Below are 21912 nucleotides of genomic sequence, written 5' to 3' on the forward strand. Positions count from 1 at the left end.
CAATGTGAATTATTAGCTAGAAGTGCAGCATAAAAAAGTTTGACTTTTTGTGTCCAAAATATTGACATAAGACCAGTATTAGAAACTAAAAATAATGGTAATGCAACTGGAAATGTATACTTTTGTCCAAATAAATCTTGTAAAAAGATAAAGCCTTTAAAGGCTAATATATTACATGATTCATTCTTTAAATTATTAGCTATTGATATTACTGGATTAATTAATTCTAATAAAAATAAATATAATGAGTTATTTGATAATTATGTTAATCTTTTTAATGCCAAAAATAAATCTATAAAAACAGAAATTGATATAATAAATAACTCTCTTAATGAAAAAAATTTATTATATAACCAAGGTATTGAAAAATTAAACTATTTTAATGCTCAAAATCTCCAAATCAAAACAAAAAATGCTTTTTTAATTACAGCTATTAACAATAGACTTGTGTCTCTTAAATCTGATATAGAAATCCTAAAAGCTGAATTAGACGTAAAGCAAAAAAATGCTGATAGTGTACTTATTGATAAAACTTCTTTTGCTAATAAACTTTTATCATTTAATAATTTAATATTAGACCTTGATGATAGTCTACAATCTAGAAGATTATTCAGAATATTACTTCTAGATACATTTGATTCTCTTTACATTAATGAGAATTTAGAAATAACAATAGTTTTAAAATAATTTGCTATTTTTTGCTTCCCTACTGCATATACTTTATTGATAGTATTTGTATTCTGGGGGGAAACATGGCAAATCAATATCCAAAAGTAAATCTTTTTATCGAAAACACAGATAACTATGATGAAGATATTTTATCGAAATTTCTTACTTTATCTGTTGCTAATCAAATAATAACAACACTTCCTAATGATAAAGAATTACTAAATTATTTTATTGAGGAGGTGAAGAAAGAGTTATAACTGTGGGGGGGATACTCTTGTGAGTAAGGCTGCAATTTATGCTAGAAAATCTAAAGCTACTGAAAAAGGGGCTTCAGTTGAAAACCAAATTAATAAATGTAAAGCCCATCTAAATAACCTCGATATAACTGATGTTTTAATTTATAAAGATGATGGCTTTTCTGGTAAAGATACTGATAGACCTGCATTTATTCAAATGATGAAAGATGCCAAAAATAAAAAATTTACAACATTAATTTGTTATAAATTTGACCGTGTAAGTAGAAATGTATCAGATTTCTCAAATCTAGTTGATGAACTTACTGAGCTCGGTATTTCATTTATTTCATTAAGTGAGCAATTTGATACCTCTACTCCAATAGGTAAAGCTATGATGAACATTTGCAGCGTATTTAGTCAGCTCGAACGAGAAACTACTTGCTTAAGAGTTACTGATAATATGTATGCATTAGCTGAAAGTGGATATTGGCTAGGAGGTGAATGCCCAACTGGATATAAAAGCAAGAGAGTCTTCTATACAGATTCATCAGGAAAACAAAAAAGTTATTCAGTACTTGAACCAATATCTGAGGAAGTTAAATTAGTTAAATTAATTTTTGAAAAGTATTTATTCTTTGGAAGCTTAAGCAAACTTGAAAAACATATGTTATCAAATAATATTAAGACCAAAAGGAATAAAGATTTTAGTAAAACATCATTAAGCTCTATCTTAAGAAATCCTGCTTATGTTAAAGCTGATAAAAATGTATTTAAATACTTTAAATCCTTAAAAATAAATACCTTTGGCAATCCTGATGACTTACATGGAGTTCTTATCTATAAAAAACATAAAGGTAAAAAAGGTAAAACTCATGATATATCTGAATGGATATACTCAATCTCATCACACGAAGGAATAATAGCTGCTGAAGATTGGCTTAATGTTCAAAAGATGCTTGATTCAAATAAATCTAGAGCTCCTGCTCTAGGATGTAGTAACACAGCTTTACTATCTGGCTTAGTTACTTGTGCTAAATGCAATAAACCTATGAGAGTTGCTTATGGTACTAAAATTCCTAATTCAAATAATAAGAGATTTTATTATATGTGTACCTTAAAGCATAACTCTGGCAAAACTAGATGTGATTCTAGAAATGTTAATGGAATAGATTTAGATACCATTGTAATAAATAAAATAAAAGAATTATCTACAAATAAGAAAATTCTTTTAAATGAATTACTAGCCCATAGTAAATCTATAGATTCATCTTTTGAAAACTCATATTATGATTCTATCAATAAGGAAATAGAATCAAATAATGTAAGCATAAATAACTTATTAAGTAATATATCTTTAACAACTGATGAGGATATAGTAAAAATATTTTTAGAGAAAATATCTGCACTTAAAGAAAAAAATAAGGAGCTCAATGCTAAACTTACTGAACTAAATGGTGAAATTGCTTCACATAAAAAACTTTTAAATAATAGCACTAAATTAATTGAGCGTTTAAAAAACATTTCCAAATATATAGACACAGCTACTAATGAAGAAAAGAAAAAACTTATTTCTAGTGTTATTGAAAGAGTCTATGTAAATGGAGATACAGGTGCAGTTAATATAAAATTTAAGCAACCTGATAATTAAATCAGATTGCTAATACAAAATACATAGGAGGCTAAAAATGTATACCAATGATAACAATTTAGAAATTTTAGCATCGCAATATAGTAGCGAGAGCATCTGCCCTAAAAACAAACATACCTGAATTCCATAAATAAGTTCCCTTTAACACGAAGTCTTTAGCTACTTCAATATTAGGTTTTTCAGTAAACCTTGCAATTTTATATGCTTGTGATGCAGAGGCTATCCTATCTCCCATTTCAATATAACCATAACCAGTTTCTGCTCTTGTTGGAGTAATTCCTATTGTAACTATTCCTCTACGTCTATTAGCTATTTCAATAGCTTCTGATAGTGTATCTAAATAATCCTTTTGACCTTCAATATGATGATCAGAAGGTAAAACCACCATTACCGCATCATTATCTTTTTTTAATAACTTAATAGCTGATAGCCCTATACAAGTAGCAGTTTCTTTATTTGCTGGTTCAGTAAATATATTTTCAGAATTAACGTCTGATAACTCACCTCTTATTTTTTCTAAATAATCCTTGTTAGTTACCACATAAATATTATCCTTCTTAATTAAAGGAGTAATTCTTTCAACTGTATTTACTAAAAAGCTTTTATTATTAATAACCTTTAAAAATTGTTTAGGTTGATTTGCCCTTGATAAAGGATATAGCCTTGTACCTTTTCCTCCAGCTAAAATTAGCGCGTATATCACAAAATTCCACTCCACGTAGTACTATGATTTATTATATGTGTGCTTTTTGCCAATTGTGAAATCATAATATTATTTCATTATCTTCTTTAAAATATTTATTTTTTCTTTATAAGGTGCAAATCTTATATTAAATTCTACAAATGTCCCTCTTTTCATTACTGACCTTTTATGGGTAAAAGTATCAAAACTCGCTTTACCATGATAATTTCCAACACCACTATTTCCTACTCCACCAAATGGTAGATTTCCATTAGCAACATGAATTATAGTATCATTTATAGTTACTCCTCCAGAAGTGGTAGCCCTTAAAATATAATTAATATTTTTCTTACTTTCTGAAAAATAATATAAAGCTAATGGCTTTTCTCTTCTATTAATAAAATCTATTATATTTTCTATATTATCAAATTCTATAACTGGTAATATAGGCCCAAATATTTCTTCAGTCATTACAGCTGAATTAACATCAGTATTAACTAATATTGTAGGTTCCATATATAACTCTAAATCATCAAAACTACCGCCATAATATACTTCACCATCTTTAATATAATTACTTAATCTAGTTAATGAATTGTTATTAACTATACGTGGGTAGTCTGGACTAGTTTTAATTTCTTCCCCAAATTGCTTATGTATTTCACTAATAATTAACTTTAATAATTTTTCTTTAATATTTTTATGAACACATAAATAATCAGGTGCAACACAAGTCTGGCCTGCATTTAAAAACTTTCCCCAAACTATTCTTTTAGCTGCAAGTTCAAGTTTTGCATCACTATCTACTATGCATGGACTTTTCCCACCTAGTTCAAGTGTTATAGGCGTTAGGTTTTTAGCTGCTTTTTCCATAATTATTTTTCCAACTCTAACACTACCAGTAAAGAATATATAATCAAATGGGAATTCTAACAAATACGAAACTGCTTCTTTTCCTTCTAAAGGACTGACTACTTTTAAGTACTCTTCTTCAAAATTCTCATTAATAATTTCTTCTAATAATATTGATATATTTTTTGTATTTTCTGATGGCTTTATTATAGCTGTATTACCAGCAGAAATAGCCCCAATTAATGGAGCTATTACTAATTGGAAAGGATAATTAAAAGGCCCTATAATTAGGGTTACACCATAAGGCTCCTTATATACATAACTTTTAGAAGGATAATATATTATTGATGATTTCTTTCTTTCTCTCCTTGCCCACTTTTTAATATTTTTTATATGAACATTAATCTCATCATATACAATTCCAATTTCAGTTGCATAACTTTCAAAATTAGATTTTCCTAAATCCTTATTTAACGCTTCTAAAATTTTATTTTCATTTACCTTAATTACTTCTTTTAATTTTCTTAAATTATCTATTCTAAAATTAATATCATTAGTTTTTCCTAAATAAAAAAATTCCTTTTGCTTATTAAATACTGATTTTATGTCATTCATATCCTAAACCTCTTATTTTGAAAATTTATATTATATTTTACCATAATTAAAATTTCCTTCAAGAAGCTTATTAGAAATAATAAACTCTGATATACCTGATGCATATGGTGCTATTTCATATAATCCAAAATAAACTACAAGAGTACCATTTTTTATATAGAAATTTTGATTATCATTTATTCCATTAAATCCATCCTTACCAGTAAAATATCTATCCGGATCCTTACTTATCTGTCTACTTATTTCATTGTTAATTACATCTTTATAATTGAAATTTTCCTTAAAAATATCTTTTATCTGCAATTCTTTACCACTTAATTTTTCTATATTATAAGAAATTCTATTGGTTATACCATGAGCTCCTCCTGAAAACTGATAGTAATCTATATAAAAGCTAATTATATCTGAATTATTAGTAACCTTATATCTAGCATATAATTGATATGATATTAATGGTGCAGAGGTATCTTTAAAGTATTCATCTGCAATTTCTTTAACTTCATTAATCCAATTTTCTGTCCACTTTACAATCTTATTATTAATTACCTCTTGTTGATTTTCATTTTCCATACCCTTTATTTGTGGAATGACTACATTAATATCTAAATAGTTATTTTTAGATTTATATACTTTATCCACAATTTGAACATTAGTTTTATCTTTATTTAATTCACTAGTTTTCAACATAGCCTGTGGATAACTTAAATTACTTATCAACAATACTAATACTACTAAAAACCACATTTTTAGCCACTTCATAAAATATCCCTCCTCTATATTCGCTAAAATTTACATTTATTTTATTATTATCTACAATAAAGGTAATAATTATTAACTTACCTATCAACATTTTTTTAACAAGTTATCCACAGGTTACTGTGGATTATGTGTGTAACCTCTATTTTTTGTTAATTTTATAAATATATTTCATATTTATATTTTATTTCATATCGATTTTATCCACAGCCTATATATAGTATTAATAAAATCCCTATAATCTAAACCCTAAATATAAAAATAAACCATAATACAATAATAAATTTATTTTTATCACTGTATTATGGTTTCAATTAAATATTTATTCAATTATTCTTCTTCATCAACCTCTTTTGTTTTTCCTGATGTTGATATTAGGTTATTTAATCCTTTTAACTCTTTATAAGTTAAATCTCTCCATTCACCCATTCTTAATTCACCTAGATTTATATTCATAATTCTAATTCTTTTTAGCTTTACAACTTCATATCCTAATGCTTCACACATTCTTCTTATCTGTCTATTTAAACCTTGTGTTAATATTATTCTAAAGGTATTATTACCTTCTTTTTTAACATAACACTTCTTAGTAACTTGCCCTAATATTTTAATTCCATTACTCATCCTTCTTACGAATTCTTCATTTATAGGCTTATTTACAGTTACTATATATTCTTTTTCATGATTGTTTCCAGCTCTTAATATCTTATTAACTATATCTCCATCATTAGTCATTAATATTAACCCTTGAGAGTCTTTATCAAGCCTTCCTATTGGAAATATTCTTTTTTTATGATTTACAAAATCAACTATATTTCCTTTAACCTTATGCTCTGTTGTACAAGTAATTCCTACTGGTTTGTTTAATACTATATAAACTAAATCTTCTTCTTTAGAAATTAACTTACCATTTACTTTAACTATTTGACCTTTTGATACTTTAGTTCCCATAGTAGCTTTAATGCCATCAATAGTTACTACTCCACTTTCTATTAACTTATCTGCCTCTCTTCTTGAACAAAAGCCCGATTCACTTATATACTTATTTAATCTAACCGTATCTCCTCTATCGTTATGAACAATTACATTTTTATTTTTTATCGACTTTTGTTTCATATTTACCTTCCTTTGTTTCGTTTAACTTTTAATTTAATTATTGATTTACTACTCTTACTTAATTTAATTTATGTTCAGATCCTGAATTATTAAATCTCACTTTTAAATCTTTTTTATAAATAAAATCTGCTGTTTCATCAAGACTATTATGTTTTAAAGCTTTCCCAGTAATTGTTACAACTATTCCTGAACTCTTTATCATTTCATTTTCATTAGCATACTCTATAATTTTACATATAGCTTTATCAACATTATTATCTAAAACACTAGTTTCTTCAATTAATACTTTTCCCTTTTCAGTAGATGAGCTAATATTTAAAACCCTATTAAATCCGTTTATTTCTAATCTAATCTGTGAAGTAGTTTCTACTACTACAGTACTAACAACATTATTATATTTATATATTACAGATAAAATAAAAATTAATGTAAAAACAGATATAATAGATATATATAATTTATAATCTTTTAAACTCTTTTTTTCTATTGCTTTTATTTCTTCACCGTTAGAATAATACTCTTTTATTTTTAACTTCTTAAACTCACCAAGAGAAGTCATAACAATAGCATTTTTTTTATTGCTTTCTAAAACAACTCCACTAACTCCTATTTTTTCTTCATATTCAATTATATCTTTTCCTAAATCTTCATCAGTATTTTCAACTATTTGAATATAATCTTGTAAATTTTTATAATTTGGATTTCCAAATATTAATATATATGCAATTATATATTCCCTATACTTTTGAATATATTTTTTATCAACTCTAGTTAATATATGTAAAGCATCAACTGGAATATCTTCTTTATTTATAAAATCATCATATAATTCAATATTACTAGTTAGAAACATAGCTATATTTAATAACTCATTTCTAGTTGAATAACTTACATTATCTTTAACTAAATCTCTTATTAAAACTTTATATTTCAATAATTCTGAAGCAAGTGTTGTTATTTGTTGATTTCTTGATTCTATTATTTCATCACTGATTAATATTAATGGTTTTATTGAAGAAAATCTGTATTTATTATTATGAAACTTGTCCATTTAATCCTCCAACCCTTACAAGTCTTCTTTTCCTATTAATTTTCCTGTTACTATTACTCTTCTTTTAGATCCTATAGTACATGTTACTAAAGTCATTTTTTCATAATCTGCCTCTTCTAAAACTTCAACTTGGTCTGGGTCTACTATAAAGCTATTATCTACTTCATATGTGTACCTTCCATCTTTAGTAGTAACGATTACTTCATCACCAACCTTAACCTTATATAAATTTATAAAAGCATCTGTATAGTCTGAAACTCTATGTCCTGCTACTGCAAAATTACCTACTTGTCCTGGCATTGCTGACTCTGGAAATCTACCTAAAAAATATTTAATTACATCTTCTGTAATTCCATCAACTACTGGTTGTTTTAATTTAATTGATGGTATTTCCATAATAGCTACTGGCGTATAACCGTTTATTGGCTCTAAGCTTACTGGTTCACTACTATCTGAATTTTTCGCTTCTGCAAGTTGACTTTCAAACACTTCTAGCAATTCATTTTGCTTATTAGATGTAACTATCTTTTTATAAGCTACATTACCTATTATTCCTACTCCTATAAGTATTAATATAACTCCAACTACTCTTCTGAATTTTCCCACTGAATCCACCCCTAATTAATATTATTTTTTTAAATTTGTACATATATATTTTTTTATACATATATTATAACATAAAGCATTAAAAAAACATTAATACATTTTAATGTAAATTATATGGGGGAGTTTATGAAATATAATAAAGATAATGTGATTTACATCGATTTCATATTCAAAAGAAAAAAAATTACTTCTAAACCATTTTTATTTTTCTATAAACTTTACTCAAGGTTTATAACAATATTACCAACTGGACTAACACTATCCAGAAAAAAGAAGACAACTTCATATAACAATAGAAAGACTTCTAACTATTAATTATAAATATCCCATTTTTGTTATATTCATTTTTCATCTTTATGTTAAAATATATTTAAAAAAATTAATGAGGTGATTTAATGAGAATAGGAATGGGATATGATGTACATAAATTAGTTGAAAATAGAGATTTAATTCTTGGAGGGGTTAAGATACCTTATGAACTCGGCTTATTGGGACATTCTGATGCTGATGTTTTGCTACATGCAATAATGGACTCTTTACTTGGTGCTTCTGCATTAGGTGATATTGGTAAACACTTTCCTGACACTGATCCTAAATATAAAGGTATATCTAGTATAGAGTTGTTAAAACATGTTGGAAACTTATTAAATGAACATAACTATAAAATTGGAAATATAGATGCAACAATAATTGCTCAAAAGCCTAAAATGGCTCCTCATATACCTACAATGAGAGAAAATATTGCATCTTCACTAAATATATCAATAGATCAGATAAATGTTAAAGCAACAACGGAAGAAGGACTTGGTTTTACAGGAGAAGGCTTAGGTATATCTTCTCAAGCTATATGCTTACTTAATAATAATTAAGAAGTTAAGTTTTGAACATCGCTTCGCTAGTTCAAAAAAAGTAAGAGTTGCCTGCGGCAACATTAAGAGCCTTACGGCTAGTTAAATAAAATAATTTCTCAAATTATTTTATCAAAGTTTGCTTCAGCAAACTCTTAACTTATTAATGTTGCAAATGGCAACTCTTAACTAAGTTTAATTAGCATCAGCTACATTAAACTTCTTAACTGCTAAACTATTTTCTTTTTTTATCAAGAACATTGTTGTTCTTTTTTCTATTATACCAAACTATCGCTATGATAGCTGAAACTCCCATTAAATATGGATAAAACAGATATTTCATTATTGCAAATGGTGAAAGTGCTGCAAGTCCTGCTGCTGATATAAGCTGTGCCCCATAAGGTATAACCCCTTGGAATGCACATGAAAACATATCCATAATACCTGCAACTCTCTTAGGTTCAAGTCCTACTTCATCAGATATATCTTTAGCTATAGGGCCTACTGTAACTATAGCAACAGTATTATTAGCTGTACAAATATCAACTAAACTTACTAAAGCCGCAATTCCAAATTCAGCTCCCATTTTACTCTTAAACCCTCTTAATCCTTTATTTATTATAAAATCAATTCCACCATTATATTTTATAATCTCTATAGTACCTGCAATTAAAAGTGATATTATTATAAGTTCACTCATTCCACCAATACCATCAGCTATTGATCCAAAGAATCCCAATAAATCAAAACTTCCACTAACAAAACCTATAACTCCTGCTATTACCATTCCACCTAATAAAACAACAATAACATTTAATCCTACTAATGCTCCTATTATAACTGCAATATAAGGTACTATCTTAATTAAACTATAATCTAACGCTTCAACAGTAGTTATTGACGCATCTTTTGTTATTAATACAAATATAAGTGCTGTAATAATTGCCGCTGGTAATACTATTTTGAAGTTCATCTTAAACTTGTCCTTCATTTCACACCCTTGAGTTCTAGTTGCTGCAATTGTTGTATCTGAAATCATAGATAAATTATCACCAAACATTGCTCCACACACTACTGACGCAACTGCAACTGCTGTAATTATTCCTGTTTTTTCTGCAACGCCAACTGCAATTGGTACTAATGCAACTATTGTTCCCATAGATGTTCCAACTGATAACGATATAAAACAAGCAATTATAAATATTCCTGCAATCATTATATTACTTGGAAGTATTGATAAACCTAAATTTACAGTTGAGTCAACTGCCCCCATTGACTTTGCAACTTGTGCAAATGCTCCTGCAAGTATAAAAATTAATACCATTAAAATAATATTACTATTTCCTGCACCCTTACAGAATATTTCTACCTTATCTTCAAATTTTACTTTTCTATTCATAAGTAATGCAACTAATGTTGCTGCTAAAAATGGTACTATTACTGAAACTGCATAAAAATCCTTCGCTAATAAAGCTGATGCTACATAAACAATTATAAATACAAGTAACGGTAATAATGCCCATCCATTCCCTCTTTTGTTCATTATTAATTCCTCCTAAATTATTTTTTTCAATAAAAAAAGCCCCTGAGAAACTCAGAAGCATAAAACTCTAAACTACATATATTTCTCTCATCTATCAGGATTTAGCACCACATTAATACAGCTATCAATTAGTAATTTTTAGTTAGTAGTTCATAGATGAAATTCCAAAAAATTTCTTTCAATTTAACTACTCACTATTAACTTCTAACTAGTAACTATTAATAGGTTGCCGGGCTTCATAGGGCCAGTCCCTCCACCACTCTTGATAAGTATTCTTTTAAGTGAAACTCCAAATTTTCAATTTGGTTAGTTGAACTTACATCTCCCATTTTAAAGAAGATGATTATATATTAATATTAACAAATTAATAATTTTATGTCAATAAAAAAGTTCTTTCAATAATATTTTATCAACATTTTTTATCTTTTATTAATTATATATATATATATATCTTTAATATTTATTTGCAAAAAAATAAAAGGAAGTAAAATTAATTACTTCCTTTTATGGTGCGCCATCACGGGTTCGAACCGGGGACACCCTGATTAAGAGTCAGGTGCTCTACCAACTGAGCTAATAGCGCATAAAATTAAATAAATGGAGCGGGTAGTGGGAATCGAACCCACCTTTCCAGCTTGGAAGGCTGGAGTATTACCGATATACGATACCCGCATGTTCTTAACAGTATTAATTATAATAAATAGTAATAATACTGTCAAGACATTTTATATTACTTCCGTAAGACTTTTCTGTAATATTTTCCTAAAAACCTCACCAGCTTTTTTATTAATTGTTGCATCCTTGCATATCTCTAACCAGGTTTCTATATCTTCATTAGTTTTCTTCTTAAACTCATCTTCGCTACTTGACATATAGTTTGATTCAATTACAAACTTCCCCAATTCTTCAGGTTTTTCAAATATCTTTAAATATAAGAATTCACTACTATCTCCATACCAAGTTCTATTAAATTCTCTTACAAATTTTTTTATTTCTCTAATTAATTTATTCTTAGGTAAATCCCAACATTTTTTAATCATATTAACATGTTTTCTCATATTTTCAGCTTCTTCTTTAGTAATTTTTTTATTTCTTTCACCATCACTTATTATTTGCTCTACTGATTTTATAGGAATTGATTGAATTGATCCTTCTTTAGAATTAATCCATATATAAAAAGCTTCTGGTAAAAAAGAATATTGAATATAACCTATTAGAGCTCTAACATCAGGTAAATATCCCCAAATATTACTTAATCCATTTTCCCTGCAAAAAATTAATGTGTGAATATAAAGGCTTTTATCTGTTGGCATTTTATTCATAAGCATATGCCCTCTAATAGTTCTATTTTCACTAATTAGTTCTTTCCAATAATCAAGAGAATTATAATTTTGCCTCACATTATCACCTTTCTTCATAATTTTTAATATAATATACTATATATTAATACTAACACTTTATAGCAAAACTAATCAATAGTAAGGGCTTAAAGTTATGTAAGTTTGATATTTCACACAATTTAGATTATAATATAATAAAAGGATTAAAGGGGGCAATCCATTGTACAATTGTGAGATATGTGGCGATAAGGCGGATATTCATCATATAGTTCATAGAAGTGAAGGCGGTTTTGACATTGAAGTAAACTACAAATATTTATGTGCTTTACATCATAGAGGTAAAAACGGTCCGCATCAGAATCAATTTGTTGATCTTCAATATAAAATCGATATGCAAACTAAATTGTACAGCATTCTGCCAAAAGAGTATTATTCTCCAAAAGAAATATCACAAATTTTAGGTATCCATAATAACTCTCTAAAGAGATTATTAAAAAACCTAAAAAGATATAAAGAAGGATATAAAAAAGAGGATATAATTTTTACTTTAATGGGTTGTGTCAGATATACTGTAGATACTTTAGAAGAACTTGCTCTAGATTTGTTAATAGATGTTCTTTAAGATTAAAATTTTGAAACTATAGTAGTATGTAATAAGTTATCTTATTCTACTACTTTTTTTTGTAATTAAATAAATTAATATACAAAAAAAGCTGTGTAATACACAGCTTTAACATGGAGCGGGTAGTGGGAATCGAACCCACCTTTCCAGCTTGGAAGGCTGGAGTATTACCGATATACGATACCCGCAAGTACATTTTTATTATAAAATCAATTTTTAATATTGTCAATATATTCTTTAAAAAAATTTATAAGCGAAAGACGGGACTCGAACCCGCAACATCCACCTTGGTAAGGTGACGCTCTACCATTGAGCCACTTTCGCAAAATAAAAATGGTGCAGGTAAAGGGAGTCGAACCCTTACGCCATTGGCGCTAGATCCTAAGTCTAGTGCGTCTGCCAATTCCGCCATATCTGCAAATTTATCTGGATAAGCTGTTAAATATCCTTGAATCTTATAATCTTCTATTAAAACTACATTAGGTAACCCTTCATATGATCCTGAAGATAAACTTGTATTTAATTTAGCTACAATATCATCTTGTGCCATTGTAACTACTTCCACTTCTACATCTGGGTTGGCTTCTTTATATATTTCCTTAGCTTGATTAGCTGCTACTATATTAAATGATTCATCCCAAGCCCAAATTGTTATTTTATCACTATTACTTGAACTATTTCCTACACTAGTTGATGTATCACTATTGCCACAAGACACTAGACCAAAAGTTAGTACTGATGCTAATAAAATTGATGTTAATTTTTTAATTCTCATTTATACCCCTCCATAATTCAACTCTGTAATGCTTTACAGAGATTATGTTTATATATTATCATATGGAACCTACTTCCTCTTAGAAATTTATTGGGATTAATTTTAAAATTCTTTAGATTATTTTTTTATCTTTAAATCAATTTGTATTTTTTTATAAATTTGGACTTTCTTTAGTTTTTAATTTAAATTTTCTAATATAGTTTGTATTCCATGAGGCTTTTTGAATTCATATGAATATCCATTATTTTTATCGCAAATAATAAATATTTCATAATTTCCTAGTATCATAAATCTATTAAAAAATATATCACTATTCTTTTTCCAATATCTAAACACCCAATGATTAGAATGTGATGAAAAAAACTCTAGCCAATCATAAATTGTCATTTCATTCTCAAAAACTCTTTCCATAATACATTCCTCCTACAATTAAGTTACATAATATACATTGATTATATTCAAAGTAATAATCAATTATTACTATTGATATAATAATTTAATTAGAATTATTTTTATTTATCTCTACACTTATTGACATTAATAAATTAGATAATTATAATTATTGTTAAGTAAAATTCTAATTATTTTAATTCGATGACGAGACGAGTAAATTAAACCTTCATTTTCAGAGAGAAAATACAGTAGCTGAAAGTATTTTTAAATGAAATTAATTGAAAACTACCTCTGAGAGACTCTAATCCAGTCCGTTGCATCACGTTACGATGTTTACTTAAGTGGTCTATTTTAGACAATTAAGGGTGGAACCGCGGGAATATAATGCTCTCGTCCCTTTTCTATACTATTTTGTATAAGGAAAGCGACGAAGGGCTTTTTTTATACAGTAAATTATTATACTTTTAATTTTAAGACTAATTGTTTGAGTTAAAAATAGCTACACAACACTTTAACTCTTATTGATTAATTCTTAATTATAAACGAAGGGAGATATAAATTATGATAAAAATCACTTTAAAAGATGGCTCAATTAAAGAAGTTGAAAATGGCTCATCAGTTTTAGATGTTGCAAAAGCAATAAGCGAAGGGTTAGCAAGAGTTGCTCAATGTGGAATAGTTAATGGAGATGTTGTTGATTTAAGAACAGCATTAAATGAAGATTGTGAATTAGAAATTTGTACTTTTGATTCTCAAGAAGGAAAAAATGCTGTAAGACACAGTGTATCTCACGTTCTTGCTGCTGCAGTTAAAAGATTATATCCAGAAGCTAAAATTGCTATAGGACCATCTATTGAAAATGGATTCTACTATGATTTTGACGTAGAAAAAGCATTTGCTTCTGAAGACTTAGATAAAATTGAAGCTGAAATGAAAAAAATAATAAAGGAAAATCCTCAAATCGAAAGATTTGAACTTCCAAGAAACGAAGCTTTAGAGCTTATGAAAGATGAACCATACAAAATAGAATTAATAAATGATTTACCTGAAGATGAAACTATTTCTTTCTACAAAATAGGTGATTTCACAGATCTTTGCTGTGGTCCTCACGTATTATCGTTAAAGAACATCAAAGCAATTAAGCTTATAAGAACTGCTGGTGCTTACTGGAAAGGTGACGAAAAAAATAAGATGCTTTCTAGAATATACGGAACTGCATTCTTAAAGAAAGCTGATTTAGATGCTTATTTAGAAGCTTTAGAAGAAGCTAAAAAAAGAGACCATAACAAATTAGGTAGAGAACTTGGAATATTTACTACTGATGAAAAAGTAGGTCAAGGTCTTCCACTATTCATGCCTAAGGGAGCTAAATTATTCCAAACTCTTCAAAGATGGATTGAAGATGAAGAAGAAAGAAGAGGTTATGTTTTAACTAAGACTCCATTTATGTCTAAAAATGACCTATTTGTTGCTTCTGGTCACTGGAGCCACTATAAAGATGGTATGTTTGTATTAGGTGATGAAGAAAAGGATACTGAAGTTATGGCATTAAGACCAATGACTTGCCCATTCCAATTCACAGTTTACAACGCAGAGCAACATAGTTATAGAGATCTTCCTATAAGATATGCTGAAACTTCTACTCTATTTAGAAAAGAATCATCAGGAGAAATGCATGGTTTAACTAGAGTTAGACAATTTACTTTATCAGAAGGTCATATTATCTGTACTCCTGAACAATTAGAAGAAGAATTTAAGAGTGTTGTTGATTTAATAAATTACGTTATGGAAACTTTAGGAATATCTGAAGATATTTCTTACAGATTCTCTAAATGGGATCCAACAAATACTGAAAAATATATCAATAATCCAGAAGCTTGGGAAGCTACTCAAAATCAAATGAGAACTATATTAGATCATTTAAATATAGATTATGTTGAAGCTGAAGGTGAAGCAGCATTCTATGGACCAAAATTAGATATCCAATCTAAGAACGTTCACGGAAAAGAAGATACAATAATCACTGTTCAAATTGACTTTGCTTTAGGTGAAAGACTTGGTATGACTTATATCGATAAAGATGGAGAAAAGAAAATACCATTCGTTATTCATAGATCATCAATTGGATGTTATGAAAGAACTATAGCTACTTTAATTGAAAAATATGCTGGTGCATTCCCAACTTGGATGTCTCCAGTTCAAGCTAAAGTTCTTCCACTTTCTGATAAGTATGCTGACTATGCTGATGAAGTAGTTAGAACTTTAAGAAAAAATGGTGTAAGAGTTGAAGTTGACCACAGAACTGAAAAAATTGGTTACAAAATTAGAGAAGCTAGACTTGAAAGAGTTCCTTATATCCTAGTTGTTGGAGAAAAGGAAGCAGCAAACAACGAAGTTTCTGTAAGAAGTAGAAAAAATGATGATGAAGGTGCAATGGCTTTAGATGCTTTTGTTTCTAGAATCACTACTGAAATAGCTAACAAAGAAAGATAATTCTATATAAACATGGCAAACAAATTAGTTTGTCATGTTTTTTTATTTTTAGGCAACATAAAAAAGGTAAAATATAGGTATATTAATATATAGTCTTATCTAATATACTTTGAAAGGAATTGAGATTATTGAGTATTAATGAAAATAATTATATAGAATTAACTAAAGAAGAAATCGAAGGTTGTAGACATAAATCAGAGAAAAAATGGTATGGAATATTATTATTTATTAATTTTTCTATAATAATTGCAGTTATAATTTTTTGTATAATTAATATACCACGTTATAACACGTTACCTAATACCTTAAAAGAATCATTTTCAGACCCTTCTTCATATGCAAATGTAATAATATCTCCTAGCTCTGCTTTAAATAGCTTTCCAACCGAACTACAACTTTTATTAACAGGAATTGTTGCAATAATTGCTTTTCCTTTTGGAGTAAATCTTTATTATGCTAAATATAGATCAAGAGCAATAAAAATTACCGAAAACAATTTTCCAGAAGTTTATAATAATATAGCTAAATTTTCTCATAAAATGGGTTTGAAAAAGGTTCCTGAAGCACTTTTAATTCAACAAAATGGCGTAATGAATGCATTCTCAGCATTTATAATCCGTAAACAATATATTGAAATTGATAGTGATTTATTTGAAATTGCTTATAGAGAATATAATGATTTAGATTCTATTAACTTTATAATCGCCCATGAATTAGCTCATATTAAATATAAACATGCTACTTTCTATTACAATTTATTTATCATATTTTCTACTATAATTCCTATAATAGGTACTACTGCTTCTAGAGCTAGGGAATATAGCTGTGATAGATTAGCTCAAAAGGTTACAGGAAATACTGGTGTTGAGGCTATCTTTTCTTTATTTGCAGGAAAACACCTTTATAAAAGAATTGATGTTTATGATTATATTAATAATAGCAATGATATACGTGGATTTTTTGTATGGTGTACTAATTTAATGAGTTCTCATCCTATATTACCAAAAAGAATTAGAGCTTTAATACAAATGAAAGGTAGTGGAGATCTATACTAGTTTCAAGTGACAAGTGACAAGTTGTAAGGGGCAATAAACTTTAGTTTCTAAAATTATAGAAGAAAAAAAGGTTAATGTAATCTGCACATTACATTAACCTCTTTTCTTTTCACACAACTATTTAAATTCAACAGTGGCTTATAAATAATACAAGATATAATTTTTTGAGAAATTTTATTCCTTAAAGGAAAGATGATTTTACTTAGTTTTTAGAGTAATACTCTACAACTAGAACTTCGTTAATTTCTATTGGAACTTCAGTTCTTTGAGGAAGTCTTTCTAAAACTCCTGAGAAATTATCTTCATTTTTACTTAAGTATGGTAATACATTAAGTATGTTTGCTTCAAAGTTTTCTTTGAACATAACATTCTTTTGAGATTTCTCTCTTAATTTTATTTCATCTCCAACAGAAACGTTGAATGATGGAATATCAACTTTTTTACCATTAACTAAAATATGCCCATGAACAACCATTTGTCTTGCTTGTCTTATAGAATTTGCAAATCCTAATCTATAAACTATATTATCTAATCTGCACTCTAATAAATTAATTAAGGCATGCCCTGTTAATTCCTTTGATTTAGATGCTTTTACAAAGTAATTAGCAAATTGCTTTTCCATTACTCCATAATAAGCTCTTAATCTTTGCTTTTCTAGTAATTGAGTACCATAGTCAGAAAGTTTTTTATCATTTCTTGCTGTACCTTTGGCTGCTCTTTTCATTGCCTTTGGATGACCACAAACATTTAAGCCTAATCTTCTACACTGCTTAAATCTCGGGCCCATCATCTTTGCCATACAATCATCTCCTTAAATTATTCTTAAGCCTAAACATAATATATCATATAAATTTAATTTTGTAAATGATATTGATTATCATTATTGTTTTTTACATATATGCCATTACTGTACAAAATAAAACAAGGTAATAAACAATAAAATATTAATACTTTATTGTTTATTACCTTATTTAAACCTTATTTAAGCAACAATTAGCTTCTTAGCATTTTTATAATAATTCTCATTTTGCAATTCTTCAATAAACTTTTCTACATAAGCTTCAGAAGTACATTCAATATAAATAGCCACTTCTCCATCTATAGTCTTATCTATAATTTTTATATTATTAAAAGTCTCTCTACATCTATTTATAACTTCTTCCCTATCTAAAGTCTTTATTCTTAAAATACAATTACATGTCTTACTAGCAAATTTAATTACATTTGCCTCTTCTTTATTAAAACTATCAACATCAGTAAATCTACTATTAATAATATCATTTAAATCACTATAAACAGCACTTCCTGTCGGTAATTTCCCTGCACCCTTACCTACAAATAATAATTCTCCTATTTCATCCCCATTTAAAATAACTGCATTAACTTCATTATTTATTTTAGCTAATATACTTTCTTCATCTACCAATATAGGTTTTACTGAAGTATATATTCCACTTTTACATTTAAAAGCCTCTGCAACAAGTTTAATTTTACACTTTAACTTATTTGCATATTTAAAATCAGCCTCATCAATATCAGTAATTCCCTCTATTGATATATCATTCCATTCAAATTTTTTATCAAAAGCTAAACTTGATAATATTGCAAGCTTTCTAGCAGCATCATATCCCATAACATCTGATTCTGGATTAGCTTCTGCAAACCCAAGCTCTTGTGCCTCTTTTAGTGCTTCTTCATAAGATAAACTTTCTCCATCCATCTTAGTCAATATAAAATTTGTTGTTCCATTTAATATTGCTTTTATACTGTTTATACCATTTCCATAAAGGCTTTCAGTTAATGGTTTTATTATAGGAATTCCACCAGCCACTGCAGCTTCAAATTTTAATGAAACATTATTCTCTTTAGCTAATTGAAATAATTCATGCCCAAATGTAGCTATTAAATCCTTATTTGCTGTAATTACATGTTTCTTTAATGATAATGCTTTTTTTACATAATCATAAGCTGGATGAAGTCCGCCCATTACTTCTATTACAACATCATTTTCTATTGAAAAAAACTCTTCTACATTAGTCGTAATAACCTCACTATGACTTGAACTAATATGCTTTTCTTTATCTCTGACTAAGATACTTGTAATAATTATTTCATTTTTACCATTGTTTTCCCTATTTTTATCTATTAATTCAATAAGCCCACTACCTACTACTCCATATCCCATAATAGCTACTTTAGTCATTATTATTTCCTCCACTCAATTATTATATTGCTTTTAATGCATGATTAATGTCGTTAATTAAATCTTTTGTATCCTCTATTCCAACGGAAAGTCTAAGCATATCAGGAGTAACTCCACTTGCCCTTTGTTCATCCTCTCCTAATTGACTATGAGTAGTAGTAGCTGGATGTAAAAGACAACTCCTTGCATCTCCTAAAGTTACAGCTAAGGCTATTAAATTTAATGCCCTACTAAACTTTTTAGCTTCTTCAATTCCACCCTTAACTCCAAATGTTAAAAGTCCACTTGCTCCATTTTTAAGATATTTTTTAGCTAAGTCATAAGATTTACTTCCTTCAAGCAATGGATAATTAACCCATGATACCTTTTCTTGTGTTGTTAACCACTGTGCAATTTCTAAAGCATTTTTAGAGTGTCTCTCCATTCTTAAATGTAAAGTTTCTAATCCTAAATTAGTTAAGTATGCATTAAATGGACTCATGCATGCTCCTAAATCCCTAAGTAATGTTACTCTTAACTTAACTATATATGCAGCATCACCAAATGTTTCAACATACTTTACTCCATGGTAACTTGGATCTGGTAAAACTAAATCATCAAATTTACCATTTGTCCAATCAAAGTTTCCTCCATCTACAACTATTCCACCAATAGTCTGAGCATGCCCCTCTGAGTATTTTGTTGTTGAATGTACAACAACATTAACTCCATGCTCAAATGGATTGCAATGATATGGTGTAGCAACCGTATTATCGACTATAAATGGTACTCGAAGCTTTTTAGCCACTGATGAAAACTTATTAAAATCTAAAACATTTAAACCCGGGTTACCTATTGTTTCTCCATAAACAACCTTAGTATTTTCTTTAGCTTTAGATAAAATTTCTTCTTCTGATGCATCTGGATCTACAAAAGTAACTTCTATTCCTAAATTTTTAAGATGTACGGTAAATAAATTAACTGTTCCACCATATAAAGATGATACTGAAATTACATGATCTCCTTCTTTACAAACATTTAAAATTGCATATAAAATTGCTGATTGTCCCGAAGCAGTTGCTACAGCTCCAACTCCACCTTCTAGCTTTGCATATTTCTCTTCCAACGCCCCAACTGTTGGATTAGAAATTCTGCTATATAAATGACCTTCAGCCTTTAAATCAAATAAAGCTGCTAATGTATCTGGATCATCATACTTATAAGTTGCACTTTGATAAATTGGTAAAACCCTTGGATCCCCTGATTTTGGTTGATATCCTCCATGAATTCCTACTGTTCCTTTACCTAAATTAATTGCCATAAATAAATCCCCCTTTTTAATAGCTAGGAGTTAGCAGTTTTTAGTTAACTTAAAACTTACTCCTACTGTCCTTTAAATTTTATTTTTAATACTTATTGCTCTTTTATTAATTTATAATGGAAAAAATATTAGCCTTTATTCTAAATGTTTTAATTTTGTGTACAAAAAAAGCTATTTCTTATTATCCTTTATAGATAATGAGAAATAGCTAAATAAGCTTATTTATTAATATATACTCTCATTTCTCAGGTTAAACCTGCAGGATTTAGCACCAGCATTAATAATTTTTAGTTTTAGTTATTGATTACTAGTTATTGATCAAATTCTACCGAATTTCTAAAATATAAAAATTAAAATAATTTTTATACTAACTACTAACTTCTAACTGTTAACTTGTAACTATCAACAGGTTGCTAGGTTTCTCAGGGCCAGTCCCTCCACCGTTCTTAATAAAAGATTTTTTATTTAATTGTTATCTTTATTATACACATTTGGAATATTTTTTCAAGTATTTTATTTTTTATTTTTTATTAATCATTATAAATTCATCATTAGTTATTATTCCATTAACTTTAATATCATGACTTTCACTTTCAATACTTTTCACTAATTGAAAATCATATGCTAATGATATTCTATTACTTATGTCCTTAATTTGTGAAACATATTTATCATAATAACCTCCACCATAACCTATCCTATTACCAAATCTATCAAATGCTACACCAGGCATTATTATTAAATCAAACTCTCTACCTATTTTATTTTTTTCCACACTTTTAGGTTCAAGTATACCCCAGTTATCCACACTCATGTTATTTAAACTGTTAATATTTATTGCTACCATTTCTTTATTAACTTTATCAGTTTTTGGAACATAAATTTCCTTATTATCATTTAAAGCATATTTTATAAACTTTTTAGTATCTACTTCAGATCCAAAACTTACATAAGTAAATATTTTCTTTGCCTTATTATAAATATCGCTATTTATTAACTGTTTAAATATTAATTCATCATAGTTTTTTTTTACTTCTAAAGATAAGTAATTTCTCTTTTTTATTACTTCTTCTCTGATCTTAATCTTTTCCATAGTTAATTCCCCTTAA

At 27.9% G+C, this 21912-nt stretch carries 19 protein-coding genes, 5 tRNA genes, 2 pseudogenes, 2 riboswitches and 1 other annotated feature; of the genes and pseudogenes, 7 read left to right on the forward strand and 19 right to left on the reverse strand.

Features of this window, described 5'->3' with window-relative positions; translation table 11 throughout:
* The first annotated feature begins 39 nt into the window (after positions 1–39).
* The 3 genes from HCG76_RS06495 (at position 40) to HCG76_RS19370 (ending at position 2553) form a co-directional block, all read left to right on the forward strand.
* Positions 40–687 carry a hypothetical protein gene (locus tag HCG76_RS06495; protein WP_221699539.1) on the forward strand — a complete coding sequence of 216 codons (648 nt, stop codon included), beginning with the start codon at positions 40–42 and terminating at the stop codon, positions 685–687.
* Between the two features lie 65 nt (positions 688–752).
* A complete protein-coding gene (locus tag HCG76_RS06500) occupies positions 753–926 on the forward strand; it encodes a hypothetical protein (RefSeq protein ID WP_005211047.1) in 174 nt (57 codons plus the stop codon).
* Positions 927–945: 19 nt separating this feature from the next.
* Positions 946–2553 carry a recombinase family protein gene (locus tag HCG76_RS19370; RefSeq protein ID WP_221699538.1) on the forward strand — a complete coding sequence of 536 codons (1608 nt, stop codon included), beginning with the start codon at positions 946–948 and terminating at the stop codon, positions 2551–2553.
* A gap of 88 nt (positions 2554–2641) precedes the next feature.
* Here HCG76_RS19370 and HCG76_RS06510 read toward each other — a convergent pair.
* From HCG76_RS06510 to HCG76_RS19375, 6 genes and pseudogenes are all read right to left on the reverse strand, one after another.
* Positions 2642–3256: pseudogene (locus HCG76_RS06510) on the reverse strand (mannose-1-phosphate guanylyltransferase); the annotation flags it as partial.
* Between the two features lie 69 nt (positions 3257–3325).
* The gene (locus HCG76_RS06515; RefSeq protein WP_221699536.1) at positions 3326–4702 is read right to left on the reverse strand and encodes an aldehyde dehydrogenase family protein; all 1377 of its coding nucleotides are present in this window, start codon (positions 4700–4702) and stop codon (positions 3326–3328) included.
* A gap of 30 nt (positions 4703–4732) precedes the next feature.
* Positions 4733–5461 (reverse strand): DUF3298 and DUF4163 domain-containing protein, encoded by a 729-nt coding sequence (locus tag HCG76_RS06520; protein WP_221699535.1) that lies wholly within the window; start codon positions 5459–5461, stop codon positions 4733–4735.
* Positions 5462–5788: 327 nt separating this feature from the next.
* A complete protein-coding gene (gene rluF, locus HCG76_RS06525; RefSeq protein ID WP_221699534.1) occupies positions 5789–6574 on the reverse strand; it encodes a 23S rRNA pseudouridine(2604) synthase RluF in 786 nt (261 codons plus the stop codon).
* A gap of 58 nt (positions 6575–6632) precedes the next feature.
* Positions 6633–7625, reverse strand: a complete 993-nt coding sequence (locus HCG76_RS06530) for an anti-sigma factor domain-containing protein (protein WP_221699533.1) — start codon at positions 7623–7625, stop codon at positions 6633–6635.
* Between the two features lie 15 nt (positions 7626–7640).
* Positions 7641–8231, reverse strand: a complete 591-nt coding sequence (locus HCG76_RS19375) for a class D sortase (protein ID WP_221699532.1) — start codon at positions 8229–8231, stop codon at positions 7641–7643.
* Positions 8232–8626: 395 nt separating this feature from the next.
* Here HCG76_RS19375 and ispF point away from each other — a divergent pair, with 395 nt between their 5' ends.
* Positions 8627–9100 carry a 2-C-methyl-D-erythritol 2,4-cyclodiphosphate synthase gene (gene ispF, locus HCG76_RS06540; protein ID WP_221699531.1) on the forward strand — a complete coding sequence of 158 codons (474 nt, stop codon included), beginning with the start codon at positions 8627–8629 and terminating at the stop codon, positions 9098–9100.
* A 214-nt stretch (positions 9101–9314) separates the two neighbouring features.
* On the opposite strand, the gene HCG76_RS06545 is transcribed toward ispF, so the two are convergent.
* From HCG76_RS06545 to HCG76_RS06560, 4 genes are all read right to left on the reverse strand, one after another.
* Entirely contained in the window at positions 9315–10622 is a 1308-nt protein-coding gene (locus HCG76_RS06545; RefSeq protein WP_221699530.1) for a Na+/H+ antiporter NhaC family protein, read from the reverse strand.
* Between the two features lie 84 nt (positions 10623–10706).
* Positions 10707–10894: riboswitch (SAM riboswitch) on the reverse strand.
* Positions 10895–11129: 235 nt separating this feature from the next.
* Positions 11130–11205: transfer RNA gene (locus HCG76_RS06550), tRNA-Lys, on the reverse strand.
* A 15-nt stretch (positions 11206–11220) separates the two neighbouring features.
* Positions 11221–11294 (reverse strand) — tRNA-Gly (locus HCG76_RS06555).
* A gap of 53 nt (positions 11295–11347) precedes the next feature.
* On the reverse strand, positions 11348–12022 hold the full coding sequence (locus HCG76_RS06560) for a hypothetical protein (RefSeq protein ID WP_221699529.1): 675 nt from the start codon (positions 12020–12022) through the stop codon (positions 11348–11350).
* 160 nt (positions 12023–12182) lie between these two features.
* Here HCG76_RS06560 and HCG76_RS06565 point away from each other — a divergent pair, with 160 nt between their 5' ends.
* On the forward strand, positions 12183–12584 hold the full coding sequence (locus HCG76_RS06565) for an HNH endonuclease signature motif containing protein (RefSeq protein ID WP_221699528.1): 402 nt from the start codon (positions 12183–12185) through the stop codon (positions 12582–12584).
* Positions 12585–12698: 114 nt separating this feature from the next.
* Here HCG76_RS06565 and HCG76_RS06570 read toward each other — a convergent pair.
* The 5 genes and pseudogenes from HCG76_RS06570 to HCG76_RS06590 all read right to left on the reverse strand — a co-directional run bounded on the left by HCG76_RS06570 (position 12699) and on the right by HCG76_RS06590 (position 13770).
* A tRNA-Gly gene (locus HCG76_RS06570) sits at positions 12699–12772 on the reverse strand.
* 64 nt (positions 12773–12836) lie between these two features.
* Positions 12837–12908: transfer RNA gene (locus HCG76_RS06575), tRNA-Gly, on the reverse strand.
* 10 nt (positions 12909–12918) lie between these two features.
* Positions 12919–13002, reverse strand: a tRNA-Leu gene (locus HCG76_RS06580).
* Positions 12982–13359: pseudogene (locus HCG76_RS19500) on the reverse strand (ABC transporter substrate-binding protein); the annotation flags it as partial. The pseudogene HCG76_RS19500 and the gene HCG76_RS06580, both read right to left, overlap by 21 nt.
* Positions 13360–13536: 177 nt before the next feature.
* On the reverse strand, positions 13537–13770 hold the full coding sequence (locus HCG76_RS06590) for a hypothetical protein (protein ID WP_221699527.1): 234 nt from the start codon (positions 13768–13770) through the stop codon (positions 13537–13539).
* Positions 13771–13944: 174 nt separating this feature from the next.
* Positions 13945–14153, forward strand: a binding site (T-box leader).
* A 160-nt stretch (positions 14154–14313) separates the two neighbouring features.
* Between HCG76_RS06590 and thrS the strand changes: the two genes are divergently transcribed.
* On the forward strand, positions 14314–16245 hold the full coding sequence (thrS, locus tag HCG76_RS06595) for a threonine--tRNA ligase (RefSeq protein ID WP_221699526.1): 1932 nt from the start codon (positions 14314–14316) through the stop codon (positions 16243–16245).
* A 128-nt stretch (positions 16246–16373) separates the two neighbouring features.
* Entirely contained in the window at positions 16374–17300 is a 927-nt protein-coding gene (locus HCG76_RS06600; protein ID WP_221699525.1) for a M48 family metallopeptidase, read from the forward strand.
* Positions 17301–17502: 202 nt separating this feature from the next.
* Here the strand turns inward: HCG76_RS06600 and rpsD are convergent, their stop codons facing one another.
* The 4 genes from rpsD to HCG76_RS06620 all read right to left on the reverse strand — a co-directional run bounded on the left by rpsD (position 17503) and on the right by HCG76_RS06620 (position 21896).
* The gene (gene rpsD, locus HCG76_RS06605; protein ID WP_221699524.1) at positions 17503–18099 is read right to left on the reverse strand and encodes a 30S ribosomal protein S4; all 597 of its coding nucleotides are present in this window, start codon (positions 18097–18099) and stop codon (positions 17503–17505) included.
* Between the two features lie 183 nt (positions 18100–18282).
* Entirely contained in the window at positions 18283–19503 is a 1221-nt protein-coding gene (locus HCG76_RS06610; RefSeq protein ID WP_221699523.1) for a homoserine dehydrogenase, read from the reverse strand.
* Between the two features lie 22 nt (positions 19504–19525).
* On the reverse strand, positions 19526–20803 hold the full coding sequence (locus HCG76_RS06615; RefSeq protein WP_221699522.1) for an O-acetylhomoserine aminocarboxypropyltransferase/cysteine synthase family protein: 1278 nt from the start codon (positions 20801–20803) through the stop codon (positions 19526–19528).
* A gap of 235 nt (positions 20804–21038) precedes the next feature.
* Positions 21039–21259, reverse strand: a riboswitch (SAM riboswitch).
* A gap of 64 nt (positions 21260–21323) precedes the next feature.
* Positions 21324–21896, reverse strand: coding sequence for a 5-formyltetrahydrofolate cyclo-ligase (locus HCG76_RS06620; RefSeq protein ID WP_221699521.1), 573 nt, complete (start codon positions 21894–21896; stop codon positions 21324–21326).
* Positions 21897–21912 lie beyond the last annotated feature (16 nt).

The organism is Clostridium sp. K13, from assembly GCF_019734195.1.
Classification (GTDB): domain Bacteria; phylum Bacillota; class Clostridia; order Clostridiales; family Clostridiaceae; genus Clostridium.

Bases quoted from the DNA above. Each gene is read 5' to 3' on its own strand.
- HCG76_RS06530 (WP_221699533.1), bottom strand. From the start codon at position 7,625: ATGGACAAGTTTCATAATAATAAATACAGATTTTCTTCAATAAAACCA.
- HCG76_RS06520 (WP_221699535.1), bottom strand. From the start codon at position 5,461: ATGAAGTGGCTAAAAATGTGGTTTTTAGTAGTATTAGTATTGTTGATA.
- rluF (WP_221699534.1), bottom strand. From the start codon at position 6,574: ATGAAACAAAAGTCGATAAAAAATAAAAATGTAATTGTTCATAACGAT.
- rpsD (WP_221699524.1), bottom strand. From the start codon at position 18,099: ATGGCAAAGATGATGGGCCCGAGATTTAAGCAGTGTAGAAGATTAGGC.
- HCG76_RS06610 (WP_221699523.1), bottom strand. From the start codon at position 19,503: ATGACTAAAGTAGCTATTATGGGATATGGAGTAGTAGGTAGTGGGCTT.
- HCG76_RS06500 (WP_005211047.1), top strand. From the start codon at position 753: ATGGCAAATCAATATCCAAAAGTAAATCTTTTTATCGAAAACACAGAT.
- HCG76_RS06515 (WP_221699536.1), bottom strand. From the start codon at position 4,702: ATGAATGACATAAAATCAGTATTTAATAAGCAAAAGGAATTTTTTTAT.
- HCG76_RS06615 (WP_221699522.1), bottom strand. From the start codon at position 20,803: ATGGCAATTAATTTAGGTAAAGGAACAGTAGGAATTCATGGAGGATAT.
- HCG76_RS06620 (WP_221699521.1), bottom strand. From the start codon at position 21,896: ATGGAAAAGATTAAGATCAGAGAAGAAGTAATAAAAAAGAGAAATTAC.
- ispF (WP_221699531.1), top strand. From the start codon at position 8,627: ATGAGAATAGGAATGGGATATGATGTACATAAATTAGTTGAAAATAGA.
- HCG76_RS06545 (WP_221699530.1), bottom strand. From the start codon at position 10,622: ATGAACAAAAGAGGGAATGGATGGGCATTATTACCGTTACTTGTATTT.
- thrS (WP_221699526.1), top strand. From the start codon at position 14,314: ATGATAAAAATCACTTTAAAAGATGGCTCAATTAAAGAAGTTGAAAAT.
- HCG76_RS06590 (WP_221699527.1), bottom strand. From the start codon at position 13,770: ATGGAAAGAGTTTTTGAGAATGAAATGACAATTTATGATTGGCTAGAG.